Origin of the sequence: Geobacillus genomosp. 3, from assembly GCF_000445995.2 — a bacterium.
Classification (GTDB): Bacteria; Bacillota; Bacilli; order Bacillales; family Anoxybacillaceae; genus Geobacillus.
In genome coordinates, this window is record NC_022080.4 from 2,748,285 (window position 1) to 2,762,262 (window position 13,978).

Below are 13,978 nucleotides of genomic sequence, written 5' to 3' on the forward strand. Positions count from 1 at the left end.
GGCCATTGCCCTCGACCATGCCGCTTGTTCTGTCCATGAAACATGCGTCTACCGGATACGTTCTGCACCGTCTGCCGGGCGATGGCGGGGCGGTTATGGCTTTGGCACCGTTTCCCCTTCCCACTCAAGCATGCCGCCTGTCATGTTGCAAACGCGATAGCCGTGCTCTTGCAAGTAGCGGCAGACGTTTTCGCTCCGCCGTCCGGAGCGGCAGATGAAAATGTATTCTTCGTTGCGGTCGAACTCGTCAAGGCGGTCCGGAATGTCGCCCATTTTGATATGCTTGGCGCCCGGAATCATGCCGAGCGCGACTTCTTCGTCTTCGCGCACATCGATCAAGTTCAGTTTTTCGCCGCGTTCGAGTTTTTCTTTCACCTCGGCCGGGGTGATTTCTTTAATCTCTTCCATGGTAGTCTCCTTTCGTTCCTCGTTTTGGCAAACGGTTCTTTCTTTTGACCGCTTCGGCCAACGGCGGCGGGAAAGCGCGGTTTCCCCGCCCGCTGCCTAAAAGCACACCGGCGATGGACGCCCGCTTCCGCGCCAGGCGGCGGGGCAAAGCCGGCCCGGACGGCCCGGGCGCGGTTGGCGGCTGCTTCGCCTGAAACGGCGCACGCCACCGCCTGTGCGGGCCGAACAGCCAGCGGTCAGTTGGCGACGATGTTGACGAGCTTGCCGGGGACGGCGATCACTTTGCGCACCGTTTTTCCTTCCAGCTGCTCTTTAATTTTTTCGTCGGCCAGCGCCCGCTCCTCGAGCGCTTCTTTTGCCAAGTCGGCCGGCACGTGCAGGCGCGACCGCACTTTGCCGTTGATTTGCACGACGATTTCGACGACGTCGTCGACGAGCTTCGTTTCATCATACGCCGGCCACGGTTCGTAGGCGATCGTGTCCGTATGGCCGAGCTTTTGCCACAGCTCTTCGCCGATGTGCGGGCAAACCGGCGACAACAGTTTGACGAACCCTTCCATGTATTCTTTTTTCATTTGCTCGGCTTTATACGCTTCGTTGATGAACACCATGAGCTGCGAAATGGCGGTGTTAAAGCGCAATGCTTCATAGTCTTCCGTCACTTTTTTCACCGTCTGATGGTAGACGCGCTCAAGCGTGTCGGCAGCCGGCTCCTCGACGATGTTCGGGTTCAGGCCGCCTTCTTCCGTCACAAACAAACGCCAGACGCGGTCAAGGAAACGGCGCGCGCCGTCGAGCCCTTTCGTCGACCAGGCGATCGACGCTTCAAGCGGCCCCATGAACATTTCGTACAGCCGCAGCGTGTCGGCGCCATGGCTGTCGACGATGTCGTCCGGGTTGACGACGTTGCCTTTTGATTTGCTCATTTTTTCGTTGTTTTCGCCTAAAATCATCCCTTGGTTGAACAGCTTTTGGAACGGCTCTTTCGTCGGCACGACGCCGAGGTCGTAGAGAAACTTATGCCAGAAGCGGGCGTACAGCAAATGCAAGACCGCGTGCTCGGCCCCGCCGATGTAGACGTCGACCGGCAGCCATTTTTTCAATTTCTCCGGGTCGGCGAGCTGCTTGTCGTTGTGCGGGTCGATGTAGCGCAAGTAATACCAGCAGCTGCCCGCCCATTGCGGCATCGTGTTCGTTTCGCGCCGCCCTTTTTTGCCGGTGTTCGGGTCGACGACGTTGACCCATTCTTCGATGTTGGCGAGCGGCGATTCGCCCGTTCCCGACGGTTTGATTTCGTCCGTTTTCGGCAAGACAAGCGGCAGCTCGTCTTCCGGCACCGGCGTCATCGTTCCGTCTTCCCAATGGATGATCGGGATCGGTTCGCCCCAGTAGCGCTGGCGGCTGAACAGCCAGTCGCGCAGCCGATAGGACACTTTCTTTTGCCCTTTGCCGTGTTCTTCGAGCCACGCGATCATCTTTTCGATCGCTTCTTGCTTGTTCAAGCCGTTTAAAAACTCGGAGTTGATATGCTCGCCGTCGCCGGTGTACGGTTCGCGCTCGACATTCCCGCCGGCGACGACTTCTTTGATCGGCAAGTGGAACGTTTTCGCGAATTCATAGTCGCGCTCATCGTGCGCCGGCACGGCCATGATCGCCCCGGTGCCGTAGCCCATCAAGACGTAGTCGGCGATCCAAATCGGAAGCCGCTCGCCCGTGACCGGATGGATGGCGTATGCACCCGTAAACACGCCGGTTTTTTCTTTCGCCAAGTCGGTGCGCTCAAGGTCGCTTTTCCGCTCGACTTCGTGCAAATACGCCTCCACGGCCGGTTTTTGCTCCGGCGTTGTGATGTTTTCCACGAGCGGATGCTCCGGCGCCAGCACCGCATACGTCGCGCCAAACAGCGTATCGGGCCGCGTCGTAAAGACGGTGAACGTTTCGTCATGGCCGTCGACGGCAAACTGGATTTCCGCCCCTTCCGAGCGGCCGATCCAGTTGCGCTGCATCTCCTTAATGCTTTCCGGCCAGTCGAGCTCCTCTAAGTCTTCGAGCAGCCGGTCGGCGTAGGCGGTGATTTTCAATATCCATTGCCGCATCGGCTTGCGGATGACCGGATGCCCGCCGCGCTCGCTCCGGCCGTTGATGACCTCCTCGTTCGCCAACACGGTGCCGAGCGCCGGGCACCAGTTGACCGGCACTTCATCCATGTAGGCGAGCCCTTTTTCATACAGTTTCAAGAAAATCCATTGCGTCCATTTGTAATAGTTCGGGTCGGTCGTGTTGATTTCCCGGTCCCAATCGTACGAGAACCCGAGCGATTTGATTTGCCGGCGGAAGTTGTCGATGTTTTTTTGCGTAAACTCAGCCGGGTCGTTGCCGGTGTCCAGCGCGTATTGTTCGGCCGGCAAGCCGAACGCGTCCCAGCCCATCGGGTGGAGGACGTTGTACCCTTGCATCCGCTTCATGCGCGCCAAAATGTCGGTCGCCGTATACCCTTCCGGATGGCCGACGTGCAAGCCGGCGCCGGACGGATACGGGAACATGTCGAGCACGTAAAACTTCGGCTTGTCATCGTCATCAGGCGTGCGGAACGTTTTGTTCTGCTCCCAATAGTGCTGCCATTTTTTTTCGATGTCGCGATGGTTGAAGCTCATCGTCGCATTCCTCCTATCCAGTTTTACTTGCATCATAGACGAAAATATGTACAAAAAAACCCCTCATCCCGATCAAAAGGGACGAGAGGAGCGCTTCCCGCGGTACCACCCTTTTTGGCGCGCCGACGCGCACCCGCTTTTTTCCTTAACGCAGACTCACGGCCGGCGTTATCGGCCGCAGCCGTTCGCGCCGGCAACTCCGAGGCGAGTTCGCGGATTGACTTCGGTTGACTCGCACCGGCCGTCAACTCTCTGCCGTCCGTCAAGTCCGCTACTATTCCTCTTCACCGTTGTTCACATTTCTAGTTTTGAAACGACAAATTTATTACTATTGTAAAAAATTTGTCGATCGATTGCAAGCGGAAAACTAGACGGTCGCGGCCGTTTTTTCTCCCGCCTTTTCCGCCCGCTTCGGCAGCCCCCGGTCATACACGAGCGCCGCGCCGGCGGCCAGCAGGGCGAAGGCGACAAGCAGCCCGATGAGCGGCTTCATCCCGAACGCATCGGCGACCCAACCGCCGAGGACCGGCCCGATCATCCGTCCGGCCGTGGCCGTGCCGTTGACGATCCCTTGGTAAAATCCCGTTCTCCCCGGCGGCGCCAGCTCGTTCACGACCGCCGGAATCGCCGGCCAGACGATCATTTCGGCGATCGTAAGCACGATCATCGACGCCGCAAATTGCAAAAGTGAGCTAGCGCCAAACAGCATCGCAAACGAGACGGTGAAAACGGCGAACCCGATGACGATTTGCCGCTTCATCCCCGGCATAAAGCGGCGGACCAATGGCACTAACAGCGGCTGGCCGAGCACGATCAAGGCGCCGTTGATCGTCCAAAGCAGGCTGTAGTGATGAACCGGGATATGGAGCTCGCGCGTATAGGCGGCGATCGTCGTCGACCATTGGACGTAGCTCATCCAGCACAATCCGTAGCCGGCGCAAAGAAGGACGAGGGCGCGGATGTGGGGCCGGGGCGCCCCGTCCCCCGTCCGGCGCTTCCGTTCTTTTTTTGGCAGCGGCGGCAGCGGCACGCGCCGCAGCCCGATGACGACTGTCGCCAAAAAAGCGGCATACAGCCACACGTTCGCCCAAAACACGAGCGCGAACGAATACGAAGCGACAACGCCGCCGAGCGCCGAGCCGGCGGCGACGCCGATGTTTTGCGCCACATACAAGGCGTTGAACGCCCGCCGCCCCCCTTCCGGCCAAATCGCTCCGGCATACGCCGACGCCGCCGGAAAGACGACGCCGCTGCCGATGCCGACAAGCGCCAGCCAGACGGCATAATGCGGCCAGCCGTGCCAGACGCTCAAGCCGGCAAGCGCCGCCATCGTCAAACACGCCCCGGCCACGAGCGTGCGAAACCCGCCGATCCGGTCAAACAGCACGCCGCCGAGCAGGCTGCCGACGACGCTGCCGCCGGAGTTGAGCATCAGCACCGCTCCCGCCACGGCGAGCGGCTGGCCGAGCTGCTCATGCAAATAAATGGTGTTTAACGGCCATAAAAACGACGCCCCTGTGACGTTGAGCGCCATGCCGACAAGCAGCCACCAAAGAGCGCGGGGCATCGGTCATCATCCTTTTCATCTTTTATTTCGATTCCCAAACTAATTGTATGAGGGAAAGCGAAAAAAAGCAATCAAAAAATGAGGGCGGCATGGCGCCCTCACGGACAGCGGCGCCTCACCCGTTCCGCTGCTTGGAGCGGGCCGGCTGGCCGCCTGTTTGTTCGTACTGTTTTTTCGCCAGTTTCACCGGATCGAAGTCTTGGCCGAGTTCCAAATCGTTGTTGTTTCGGCCGTTGCGCGTTTTTTGCTCCGGATTCGTTTGTTTCAGACGTCGCTTCATGTCTTGTTCCTCCTTGTGTTCGCCATCAAGCAGACAGCCGCCATGCGGCCGCTTTCCGTTTTACCGGTTCCGCAAAAGCCGCTTGTTGCGCACCAGAACCTTCGATAGCGGCCATCGTGCAAAGCCTTTGTGTCATCGGTCCGGCAAAAGCCGCTTGTTGTGCGGCAGAACCTTTAATATTGGCCGCCGCGCAAACTCCTTGTTTCATCGGTCCAGCAAAATCATCTCGTTTTGCAGCTGCTCAAGCTGAAGCCGCATCCGGTGCAGCTGTTCGCGCTGCTGGGCGTTGCAGCTTTGCGCCAAGTGCGCCAAATCGTTGACCGTCTGCTCAAGCATTTGCTGGGCGTTTGTGTATTCCGTGATGTTGTAGTGTTCTTGCTTTTGCGCCTCCGTATATTGTTCTTTCGCAAAGCGGATGACGTCTTCGCACCGCTGCAAAAACTCTTCCACCGATTGTCTTGTCGCCATGCGCTCACCTCTTTTCATGATGTTCCCTCATCTTTACTATGCGCCGCCGCTTTCATCTGTATCACGTCAATGATTGGCAGCGGTCGCTTTTTGCCGCCATCCGTGGTACAATGCAAGGATGATGCCATTTCAACATAAGGAGAGAACGGCCGTGACAAACGAAAACCCGTTTCCGTATGCAACCGACCGAAAGCGATATCACACATGGAACTACCATTTGCGGCAAACGTTCGGCCAAAAAGTGTTCAAAGTCGCCCTTGACGGGGGCTTTGACTGCCCGAACCGCGACGGGACGGTGGCGTATGGCGGCTGCACGTTTTGCAGCGCCGCCGGGTCGGGCGATTTTGCCGGCAACCGCGCCGACGACTTGGTGACCCAATTTCACACGATTCGGCAAAACATGCACCGAAAATGGAAAGACGGCCAATATTTGGCGTACTTTCAAGCGTTCACGAACACGCACGCGCCGGTTGAAGTGCTGCGGGAAAAATACGAAACGGTGCTTGGCCTTGACGGGGTCGTCGGACTGTCGATCGCCACGCGCCCCGACTGTCTGCCCGATGACGTCGTCGACTATTTGGCAGAACTCAACGAGCGGACGTATTTATGGGTCGAGCTCGGGCTGCAGACGATTCACGAGCGGACCGCCCAGCTCATCAACCGGGCGCACGATTTCCACTGTTTTGTCGAGGGGGTCCAAAAACTGCGCCGCCACGGCATCCGAGTGTGCGTCCATATCATCAACGGCTTGCCGCTCGAGACGTACGACATGATGATGGAAACGGCGAAAACGGTCGCCGCCATGGATGTGCAAGGCATTAAAATCCATTTGCTTCATTTATTAAAAGGAACGCCGATGGTGAAACAATACGAAAAAGGGCTCGTTCGGTTTTTGTCGTTTGACGAATACGTCCGCCTCGTGTGCGACCAGCTTGAAGTGCTGCCGCCTGAGATGATCGTGCACCGCATCACCGGCGACGGGCCGATCGACTTGCTCATCGGCCCGATGTGGAGCGCCAACAAATGGGAAGTGTTAAACGCCATTGACGCCGAACTCAAGCGGCGGGACAGCTTTCAAGGGAAGCGGTACAAACAGGGGGTGGCAAGCGCATGGCCATCATGAATATTTTGCCGTTTGCCCGTTTTTTGCTGGACGGCGCGCTCAAAGAAGGCGGCATCGCCGTCGATGCGACGGTCGGCAACGGCCATGACACCGTCTTTTTAGCCGAGCGCGTCGGGGAGCGCGGGCATGTGTTTGGTTTTGACATTCAAGCCGAAGCGATAGCGGCAGCCAGAGCCCGCCTCGCCGAACACGGGCTGGACGGGCGGGTGACGCTGTTTCAAACGAGCCACAGCCTGCTGCTGGAAACGCTCCCCCGCCACGTTCACGGGCGCGTCGCCGCCGCCGTGTTCAACCTCGGCTATTTGCCGGGCGGCAATAAACAAATTGTGACGAAGCCGGAATCGACGATCGAAGCGGTCCGCCAGCTTCTTTCCATCTTAAAGCCGGGCGGCGTCATCGCCCTTGTCGTCTACCACGGCCATCCGGAAGGAAAAATCGAGCGCGACGCCTTGCTCGACTACGTCCGCACGCTCGATCAGCGGCGCGCCCACGTCTTGCAATATCAATTCCTCAACCGGCGCAACGACCCGCCGTTTTTGCTCGCCATCGAGAAGCGAACGAACGGGGCTGGCTGAGATCAGGCCGCCTTTCGGAAGCAAACGGCTGCCCTTATGACAAGGACAGCCGTTTTTGTTGCTCCTGCCAAAAGCGATACGCTTTTCCGTTCCAATAAAAAAACATCGACGCCGCCCCGCCGGCGCGGACGAGCCGGCGCGCCAACCGGCGCAGCCGCTCCTGTTTTTTCACTTTGTCATCCGACAAATACAGCCCAAGCAAGCCGCGGTGGATCAAGCGGTGAAACTCGCCGTGCGGCAGCGCGCCGACATGGCGGTCCGCCTCCTCGATAAAATGGCAAAGCCGCTTAAGCAGCACCGTTTCGTCCGGATAGTAAAAGCAAAAATTCAAATCGCCGCCTTCCCGGTCTTCCTCCTGGTCGATCAAATAGTCAAGCAAAATGTGCAGCCCTTGAATGTACGGGAAATAGCCGTCGCGCACTTGTTTGGCCATCTCCGGCGGCAGCGACTCGCCGAACGCATACGCCACAAGGCAGAAAATGCCGAGCGTCGAACCGGAGCAGGCGGAAAACTCGTACCATTCCATCGGCGGCAAGGCGTCTTTGTATTGGGCAAACCATCTCTCGAGCCGCGGCACGCGCTCTTTCGTGTCGACATGTTTATGTACTTGCAAGTCGCAATAATAGCCGGCCAGCTCATGCAAAAACGGAACGATCGTCTCATAATGACGCAATGTGCCGAGCACTTCCTGGCACGTGCGCACCAAATCCGGCAAATAGCCGCCGTCTTCCTGCTCGCGGCGGTGGCGGTAATAGTTCGACGGCTCGGCGCCGATCGTCAAGGCGTCCGGCATCGAATCGTGCAAAGCCCGGAAATCGAGCGGATCAAGCGATGTGCTCCGGTCGCACAAGTTATCCAAATAATCGCTGATCGTCTGATAGGCGACGATAAAGCGGACGCACGCCTCAAGCTTGTCGCCCGAAAGCAGCGCCAAAATCGCGCCGCCTTCGCAATGGAACGTTTTCGACGCGATGCTTGCAAGCGCCTGGCGCCGAAGCTCCGGGTCGGGAATGCGCTCGGCCCGCCGCCGCCAATAGGCAAGCTCGCGGTGGACGAGAGGAAACACGTCGCGATAAACCATTTTCATTAACGCAATCGGGTGTGTCGGGATTTTCAATTTGCTCACCTCGGGACGCAAAAACGATGCTTTCATCTTCTAGTATCGCCATCCCCACACGCGGGGCAAACCATAGGGCGCTCCCGTTTCATTTACGAACCGGAAACAACCTTGTAAAATAAACATGAATCCATGATTTTGCCATGAAAGGAACGAACGCCATGATCTATCCGTACAAAGGAAAAACACCGCAAATCGCCGCCTCCGCCTTCATCGCCGATTATGTGACGATCACCGGCGATGTCGTGATCGGCGAAGAGACGAGCATTTGGTTCGGCACCGTCATCCGCGGCGACGTGGCGCCGACGGTGATCGGCAACCGGGTCAATATCCAAGATAACTCAATTTTGCATCAAAGTCCAAACAATCCGCTCATCATCGAAGACGGGGTGACCGTCGGCCATCAAGTCATTTTGCACAGCGCCATCGTCCGGAAACACGCGCTCATCGGCATGGGCTCGATCATTTTAGACGGCGCGGAAATCGGCGAAGGCGCGTTTATCGGCGCCGGCAGTTTGGTGCCGCCGGAAAAAAAAATCCCGCCGAACACGCTCGCCCTCGGCCGGCCGGCCAAAGTCGTCCGCGAGTTGACCGAAGACGACTTCCGCGAAATGGAGCGCATCCGCCGCGAATATGTGGAAAAAGGGCGCTATTACAAAGCGCTGCAACAAGCCGCGCGCCCTCACGAAAAAGAGCTGCCGTGATCCGGCAGCTCTTGTGCTGGTGGTTGTTGGCCGACGCCCGAAACGACCCGCGCATCCGCGCCGTCCGGCCTTACTTGTTCGCCAACGCCAACGCTTGTTCTTTCAACACTGGCGCTTTATCGGTGCGCTCCCACGGCAGGTCGATGTCCGTGCGCCCGAAATGGCCGTAAGCGGCCGTTTGTTTGTAAATCGGGCGGCGCAGGTCGAGCATTTTGATGATGCCGGCCGGGCGCAGGTCGAAGTTGTTGCGGACGACTTCAATTAAAATGTCTTCCGACACTTTCCCAGTGCCGAACGTATCAATGGAAATCGATACCGGACGGGCGACGCCGATCGCGTAGGCGAGCTGCACTTCGCACTTGTCGGCGAGTCCGGCTGCAACGATGTTTTTCGCCACATAACGGGCCGCATACGCCGCCGAACGGTCGACTTTCGTCGGGTCTTTGCCCGAGAACGCGCCGCCGCCATGGCGGGCGTAGCCGCCGTACGTGTCGACGATGATTTTCCGCCCCGTCAGCCCGGCATCGCCTTGCGGACCGCCGATGACGAACCGGCCGGTCGGGTTGATGAAATAGTTCGTGTTCTCATCGAGCAATTCTGCCGGCACGACCGGTTTGATGACATGCTCTTTCATGTCGCGCTCGATTTGCTCTTGCGTAATTTCCGGGTGATGCTGCGTCGAAATGACGATCGTATCAACGCGCACCGGTTTGCCGTTTTCATCATATTCGATCGTCACTTGCGTTTTCCCGTCCGGGCGCAAGTATGGCAATACATCCGTTTTGCGCACTTCCGCCAAACGGCGCGCCAGGCGGTGGGCGAGCGCAATCGGCAGCGGCATTAATTCTTCCGTTTCATTGCAGGCGAACCCAAACATAAGCCCTTGGTCGCCGGCCCCGATCGCTTCAATTTCCTCGTCGGTCATCTGACCTTCACGCGCTTCAAGCGCCCGGTCCACCCCCATGGCGATATCCGGCGACTGCTCATCGATCGCGGTCAACACTGCGCACGTATCGGCGTCAAATCCGTATTTGGCGCGCGTATAGCCAATCTCGCGGACCGTATCGCGGACGAGGCGCGGAATATCGACGTACGTTGACGTCGTAATTTCCCCGCTCACGAGCACCAACCCGGTCGTGACGCTCGTTTCGCACGCAACGCGGGCGTTCGGGTCTTTTTCCAAAATGGCGTCCAAAATGGCATCGGAAATTTGGTCGCAAATTTTATCCGGATGTCCTTCCGTCACAGATTCTGACGTAAACAAGCGGCGTTTGGCTGACATTCGGTTTGTTTCCTCCTCTTGGCGTAATGTGGCGATACGGAACTCATTCCCTGCAATATAAAAAACCTTTCCCTGTCACGGTGAGGAAAGGTCATGGCAATCGTATTGCTTCCTTTCACTCTTATCGTTCAAGGACTGCGCCTTGCCACAGGTTAGCACCATTTCACACATGTACAGTTGTGACGGTTGCTGGGTTTCATCGGGCCTGTCCCTCCACCGGCTCGGGATAAGAGTATCCGTTCAATGACTTATCTTATCGCAATTGGAGGAACAAAGTCAACCGCAGAAGTGAATTTTTTATCATCCCGGACCAAGAAGCCCTGCTTCCACACGCGAGCCCAGACGGAGAAAACATCGGCGCCTTTCCCCGCCGCTCTTTCCCTTGCCTCAACAAGATCAAAAGGAAGCCAAACAGAGCCCCTTTCCTTTGTATAGGAAGTGATGTCCATCTAAACGTGGCGCTTGCGGCTGCATCCTTGAACAAGGCGGAGCGGATCCGGCAAACGTATTGCCGGTTTGCTAAGGCCGACTGGCTGCGGGACGCACACGGGCGGCTTCCACGGGGCGGGTCTTTCGAATCTTCTACTCTTTTAACGCCGGGATAGGCCAAGAGCGTTCAAAATCTGAAAAATAGGCAAAATAAGTTCAAAAAAACCTACACAATTAGTATGGACTATTAATAAAAATGTGTTATACTATTTTCAAGAGTGATTACAAAAAGAAGGCAGGTTGTGAACATGGGGATTGCCAAGATGACGAATAAACTGGCGTTGCTGCTGCAAAAACCGTACGTGCACCATCAGCTGTCCGTCGCCGAGCTCGTCGAGAAAGTATTGCAACGGAACGAAGGGCGGCTGACCCATACCGGCGCGGTCGCCGTCACGACCGGCAAGTACACCGGACGGTCGCCGAAAGACAAATACATCGTCGAAGAGCCGTCGACCAAACAAACGATCGACTGGGGCCCGGTCAACCAACCGATGGCGCCGGAGACGTTTGACAAACTGTATGACAAAGTGCTCGATTATTTAATGAAACAAGACGAACTGTTCGTCTTTAAAGGCTTTGCCGGCGCCGATCCGAAATCGCGGCTGCCGATTCAAGTCGTGAACGAGTTCGCCTGGCACAACTTGTTCGTCCATCAGCTGTTCATCCGCCCGAGCGCCGAGGAGCTCGCCGCGCACGAGCCGCAATTTACCGTCATTTGCGCGCCGAACTTTAAAGCCGACCCCGCCGTTGACGGCACGCGCTCGGAAACGTTCATCATCATTTCGTTTGAACGGCGCACGGTCTTAATCGGCGGCACCGAATACGCCGGGGAAATGAAAAAATCGATTTTCTCGGTCATGAACTATTTGCTGCCGGAACAAGGCATCTTGCCGATGCACTGCTCGGCCAACGTCGGCCAGGAAGGCGACGTCGCCCTCTTTTTCGGCTTGTCGGGAACGGGAAAAACGACGCTGTCCGCCGACCCGAAGCGCCGCTTGATCGGCGATGACGAACACGGCTGGTCGAGCCGCGGCGTTTTCAACATCGAAGGCGGCTGCTATGCGAAATGCATCAACCTATCGCGCGAAAAAGAGCCGCAAATTTTCGACGCCATCGGCTTCGGCGCGGTGCTCGAAAACGTCGTCCTCGACGACGCGACGCGCGTGCCGAACTATGACGACGGCACGCTGACGGAAAACACGCGCGCCGCCTACCCGATCCAAGCGATCGACAACATCATCGACCCGAGCGTCGCCGGCCATCCGTCCACGATCGTGTTTTTGACAGCCGATGCGTTCGGCGTCCTGCCGCCCATCAGCAAGCTGACGCGCGAACAGGCGATGTACCACTTCCTAAGCGGCTACACAAGCAAACTCGCCGGCACCGAACGCGGCGTCACCGAACCGGAAGCGACGTTCTCGACGTGCTTCGGCGCCCCGTTTTTGCCGCGCCCGGCCGTTGAATACGCGGAAATGCTCGGGCAAAAAATCGCCGAACACAACGTCCGCGTCTTTTTGGTCAACACCGGCTGGACAGGAGGGCCGTACGGCGTCGGCAGCCGCATGAAGCTCGCCTACACCCGGGCGATGGTGCAAGCGGCCGTCGAAGGAGAGCTCGACAACATCGAAACCGTGCAAGACCCGATTTTCGGCCTCGCCATCCCGGCGCACGTCCCGGGCGTGCCCGATGACGTCCTGCAGCCGCAAAACACGTGGGCCGACAAACAAGCGTACGAACAAAAAGCGAAAGAACTGGCGCAAAAGTTCCGCACGAACTTCCAAAAATTCACCCATATCGATCCGTCCATCGAAAAACTCGGCGGACCGCTCGTGTAACGAAACACCCCGGCCAGCCAGGGAACAGCCCCTGCACGGCCGGGGTTTCTCGCTTTTCTTCTGTTTGGCCGCGGGCTCAACGATGCTATCAGTCCGGATGGACGGTAACGCGGTCATCATGGAATGGCGGCTTCAAGAGGCTAAACACCGGCCCCGTCATGCAGGGAGAAAGGCGGCTGATGAAAGCCCCCAAGCGATCGGCGCGCAGGGCAAACCGGCGGTTTGTTGCCCGTGGAACAATACGAGCGGCTGACCAAACCGAAAACCCGCCTGACCGGCTTCTTCAGGCAATCCCCATTGTGCGATGCGGCACTTGACTTGGAAAGAAACAACGAGCAAGCGCGGGAGGTTGAATGATGGGAAGATCTTTTGGACACGGACATCATTTCGGAACTCATCAAAAAAATCCCCATCCGGGGGAGGTGCGTTGGATTGGCGAGCAAGATGGAAGCTCCTTGTTTGGTTTCAATTTCTTGTAGGTGCGATAAAAACAAGCCGCCATGACGGGCGGCTGATGTTCGTTCACATATTTCTTTCAATCCCTCATAGGTACGATAAAAACCCCAAAAAGGCTTGTTCCATCAAGCTTTTCGGTTTGGAGCTGTTTTCAGCATACCACGTTTCAAAAATTCTGTCAATGACTTTTAACCTTGATGGCTGTAGGTTTGAGGCGCTAAAAACCATTGTCGTCGATCCCCCGGGGTTTTGGCATGATTGGAGGTCGACGACAATGCGAAGGCGGGTTTACTTCTTCAGCTGTTCGATCTTTTCCGCCGGCAGCCCGGTCAGTTCGTGGATCGTGCCGACATCGTACCCTTTCGCCAGCATTTTCTTCGCGATGTCGATTTTCCCTTCCTCGATCCCTTTTTGGCGTCCTTGTTCAATCCCTTGCTTGATTCCTTGTTTGACTCCTTGTTGAATGCCTTTCTCGATTCCCCGCTGTTCGTATGAGATGATGAGCTCCATCACTTGTTTCGCTTCCTTCGTCTCCATTTGGCTCACCTCGTCCCCGAATTTTTTTATCCGTTTCGCTGTTACGGCCGGAATCGGGGCAAGCCGCCTAGTTTTCCCCTGCTTCCAAAACGGGGAGCGCAAACCGTTTTTCCGTTTGCGCTCCCATTCCCCGCTTAGCCGGCCGCCCACTCGGTGCGGCCCTGCGGTCTTCCGCGTTCAATTCGTCGAATACAGGCTGACGAGCTCGTACGTCACCGTCGTCCGGTTGTCTTCCCATTCGAGCTTTCTCACGACCGCGACGCCGCTCGCTTCGCTTTGCACGGTGCGGCGCACTTCAAGCGGCACGTCGAGCGGGTATAAGCGGTAGCCTTCTTTTTCGAGCCGAAACAAATTGTCTTGGATGCGCTGTTCTCGCCCTTTTGTCACAATGATCGTCTGCAATTCCATCGGCATGCCCATATGATTCCACCCTCCTTGGCTGCCCATTGATTCGTTGGCGGCCGCGCCGCCTTTCTACTCGTA

General features: G+C 57.3%; 12 protein-coding genes, 1 pseudogene, 1 riboswitch and 1 other annotated feature. Of the genes and pseudogenes, 4 read left to right on the forward strand and 9 right to left on the reverse strand.

What is annotated here, in order from left to right:
- Nucleotides 1–93: 93 nt before the first annotated feature.
- The 5 genes from M493_RS13690 to M493_RS13720 all read right to left on the reverse strand — a co-directional run bounded on the left by M493_RS13690 (nucleotide 94) and on the right by M493_RS13720 (nucleotide 5,377).
- The gene (locus M493_RS13690; protein WP_020960964.1) at nucleotides 94–408 is read right to left on the reverse strand and encodes a rhodanese-like domain-containing protein; all 315 of its coding nucleotides are present in this window, start codon (nucleotides 406–408) and stop codon (nucleotides 94–96) included.
- Nucleotides 409–644: 236 nt separating this feature from the next.
- Entirely contained in the window at nucleotides 645–3,062 is a 2,418-nt protein-coding gene (gene leuS / locus M493_RS13695; RefSeq protein WP_020960966.1) for a leucine--tRNA ligase, read from the reverse strand.
- 74 nt (nucleotides 3,063–3,136) lie between these two features.
- Nucleotides 3,137–3,359 (reverse strand) — a binding site (T-box leader).
- Between the two features lie 70 nt (nucleotides 3,360–3,429).
- The gene (locus tag M493_RS13705) at nucleotides 3,430–4,629 is read right to left on the reverse strand and encodes an MDR family MFS transporter (protein WP_020960968.1); all 1,200 of its coding nucleotides are present in this window, start codon (nucleotides 4,627–4,629) and stop codon (nucleotides 3,430–3,432) included.
- A gap of 115 nt (nucleotides 4,630–4,744) precedes the next feature.
- Nucleotides 4,745–4,909, reverse strand: coding sequence for a hypothetical protein (locus M493_RS13710; protein ID WP_020960969.1), 165 nt, complete (start codon nucleotides 4,907–4,909; stop codon nucleotides 4,745–4,747).
- A gap of 204 nt (nucleotides 4,910–5,113) precedes the next feature.
- A complete protein-coding gene (locus M493_RS13720; RefSeq protein WP_020960971.1) occupies nucleotides 5,114–5,377 on the reverse strand; it encodes a YtzC family protein in 264 nt (87 codons plus the stop codon).
- Nucleotides 5,378–5,528: 151 nt separating this feature from the next.
- On the opposite strand from M493_RS13720, the gene M493_RS13725 reads away from it, so the two are divergent.
- Nucleotides 5,529–6,500: a TIGR01212 family radical SAM protein gene (locus M493_RS13725; protein ID WP_020960972.1), complete on the forward strand. Its 972-nt coding sequence runs from the start codon at nucleotides 5,529–5,531 to the stop codon at nucleotides 6,498–6,500.
- Nucleotides 6,488–7,075, forward strand: coding sequence for a tRNA (mnm(5)s(2)U34)-methyltransferase (locus M493_RS13730; RefSeq protein ID WP_020960973.1), 588 nt, complete (start codon nucleotides 6,488–6,490; stop codon nucleotides 7,073–7,075). The genes M493_RS13725 and M493_RS13730 overlap by 13 nt, the downstream gene beginning before the upstream one ends.
- A 34-nt stretch (nucleotides 7,076–7,109) precedes the next feature.
- On the opposite strand, the gene M493_RS13735 is transcribed toward M493_RS13730, so the two are convergent.
- On the reverse strand, nucleotides 7,110–8,228 hold the full coding sequence (locus M493_RS13735; protein WP_020960974.1) for a tetraprenyl-beta-curcumene synthase family protein: 1,119 nt from the start codon (nucleotides 8,226–8,228) through the stop codon (nucleotides 7,110–7,112).
- A gap of 125 nt (nucleotides 8,229–8,353) precedes the next feature.
- On the opposite strand from M493_RS13735, the gene M493_RS13740 reads away from it, so the two are divergent.
- The gene (locus tag M493_RS13740; protein WP_020960975.1) at nucleotides 8,354–8,896 is read left to right on the forward strand and encodes a gamma carbonic anhydrase family protein; all 543 of its coding nucleotides are present in this window, start codon (nucleotides 8,354–8,356) and stop codon (nucleotides 8,894–8,896) included.
- A gap of 70 nt (nucleotides 8,897–8,966) precedes the next feature.
- Here M493_RS13740 and metK read toward each other — a convergent pair whose 3' ends face one another.
- Nucleotides 8,967–10,178 (reverse strand): methionine adenosyltransferase, encoded by a 1,212-nt coding sequence (gene metK / locus M493_RS13745; RefSeq protein WP_020960976.1) that lies wholly within the window; start codon nucleotides 10,176–10,178, stop codon nucleotides 8,967–8,969.
- A gap of 118 nt (nucleotides 10,179–10,296) precedes the next feature.
- Nucleotides 10,297–10,411, reverse strand: a riboswitch (SAM riboswitch).
- Nucleotides 10,412–10,915: 504 nt separating this feature from the next.
- On the opposite strand from metK, the gene pckA reads away from it, so the two are divergent.
- Nucleotides 10,916–12,502: a phosphoenolpyruvate carboxykinase (ATP) gene (gene pckA / locus M493_RS13755; protein WP_041267788.1), complete on the forward strand. Its 1,587-nt coding sequence runs from the start codon at nucleotides 10,916–10,918 to the stop codon at nucleotides 12,500–12,502.
- Between the two features lie 744 nt (nucleotides 12,503–13,246).
- On the opposite strand, the pseudogene M493_RS13760 reads toward pckA, so the two are convergent.
- Nucleotides 13,247–13,519, reverse strand: a pseudogene (locus M493_RS13760) (DUF4351 domain-containing protein); the annotation flags it as partial.
- Nucleotides 13,520–13,672: 153 nt separating this feature from the next.
- Nucleotides 13,673–13,915, reverse strand: a complete 243-nt coding sequence (locus tag M493_RS13765; protein WP_020960980.1) for a DUF2584 domain-containing protein — start codon at nucleotides 13,913–13,915, stop codon at nucleotides 13,673–13,675.
- Nucleotides 13,916–13,978 lie beyond the last annotated feature (63 nt).

Coding starts and splice junctions, on each gene's coding strand:
- M493_RS13705 (WP_020960968.1), bottom strand. CDS start 4,629: ATGCCCCGCGCTCTTTGGTGGCTGCTTGTCGGCATGGCGCTCAACGTC.
- M493_RS13720 (WP_020960971.1), bottom strand. CDS start 5,377: ATGGCGACAAGACAATCGGTGGAAGAGTTTTTGCAGCGGTGCGAAGAC.
- M493_RS13765 (WP_020960980.1), bottom strand. CDS start 13,915: ATGGGCATGCCGATGGAATTGCAGACGATCATTGTGACAAAAGGGCGA.
- leuS (WP_020960966.1), bottom strand. CDS start 3,062: ATGAGCTTCAACCATCGCGACATCGAAAAAAAATGGCAGCACTATTGG.
- M493_RS13735 (WP_020960974.1), bottom strand. CDS start 8,228: ATGAAAGCATCGTTTTTGCGTCCCGAGGTGAGCAAATTGAAAATCCCG.
- pckA (WP_041267788.1), top strand. CDS start 10,916: ATGGGGATTGCCAAGATGACGAATAAACTGGCGTTGCTGCTGCAAAAA.
- M493_RS13710 (WP_020960969.1), bottom strand. CDS start 4,909: ATGAAGCGACGTCTGAAACAAACGAATCCGGAGCAAAAAACGCGCAAC.
- M493_RS13740 (WP_020960975.1), top strand. CDS start 8,354: ATGATCTATCCGTACAAAGGAAAAACACCGCAAATCGCCGCCTCCGCC.
- metK (WP_020960976.1), bottom strand. CDS start 10,178: ATGTCAGCCAAACGCCGCTTGTTTACGTCAGAATCTGTGACGGAAGGA.
- M493_RS13690 (WP_020960964.1), bottom strand. CDS start 408: ATGGAAGAGATTAAAGAAATCACCCCGGCCGAGGTGAAAGAAAAACTC.
- M493_RS13730 (WP_020960973.1), top strand. CDS start 6,488: ATGGCCATCATGAATATTTTGCCGTTTGCCCGTTTTTTGCTGGACGGC.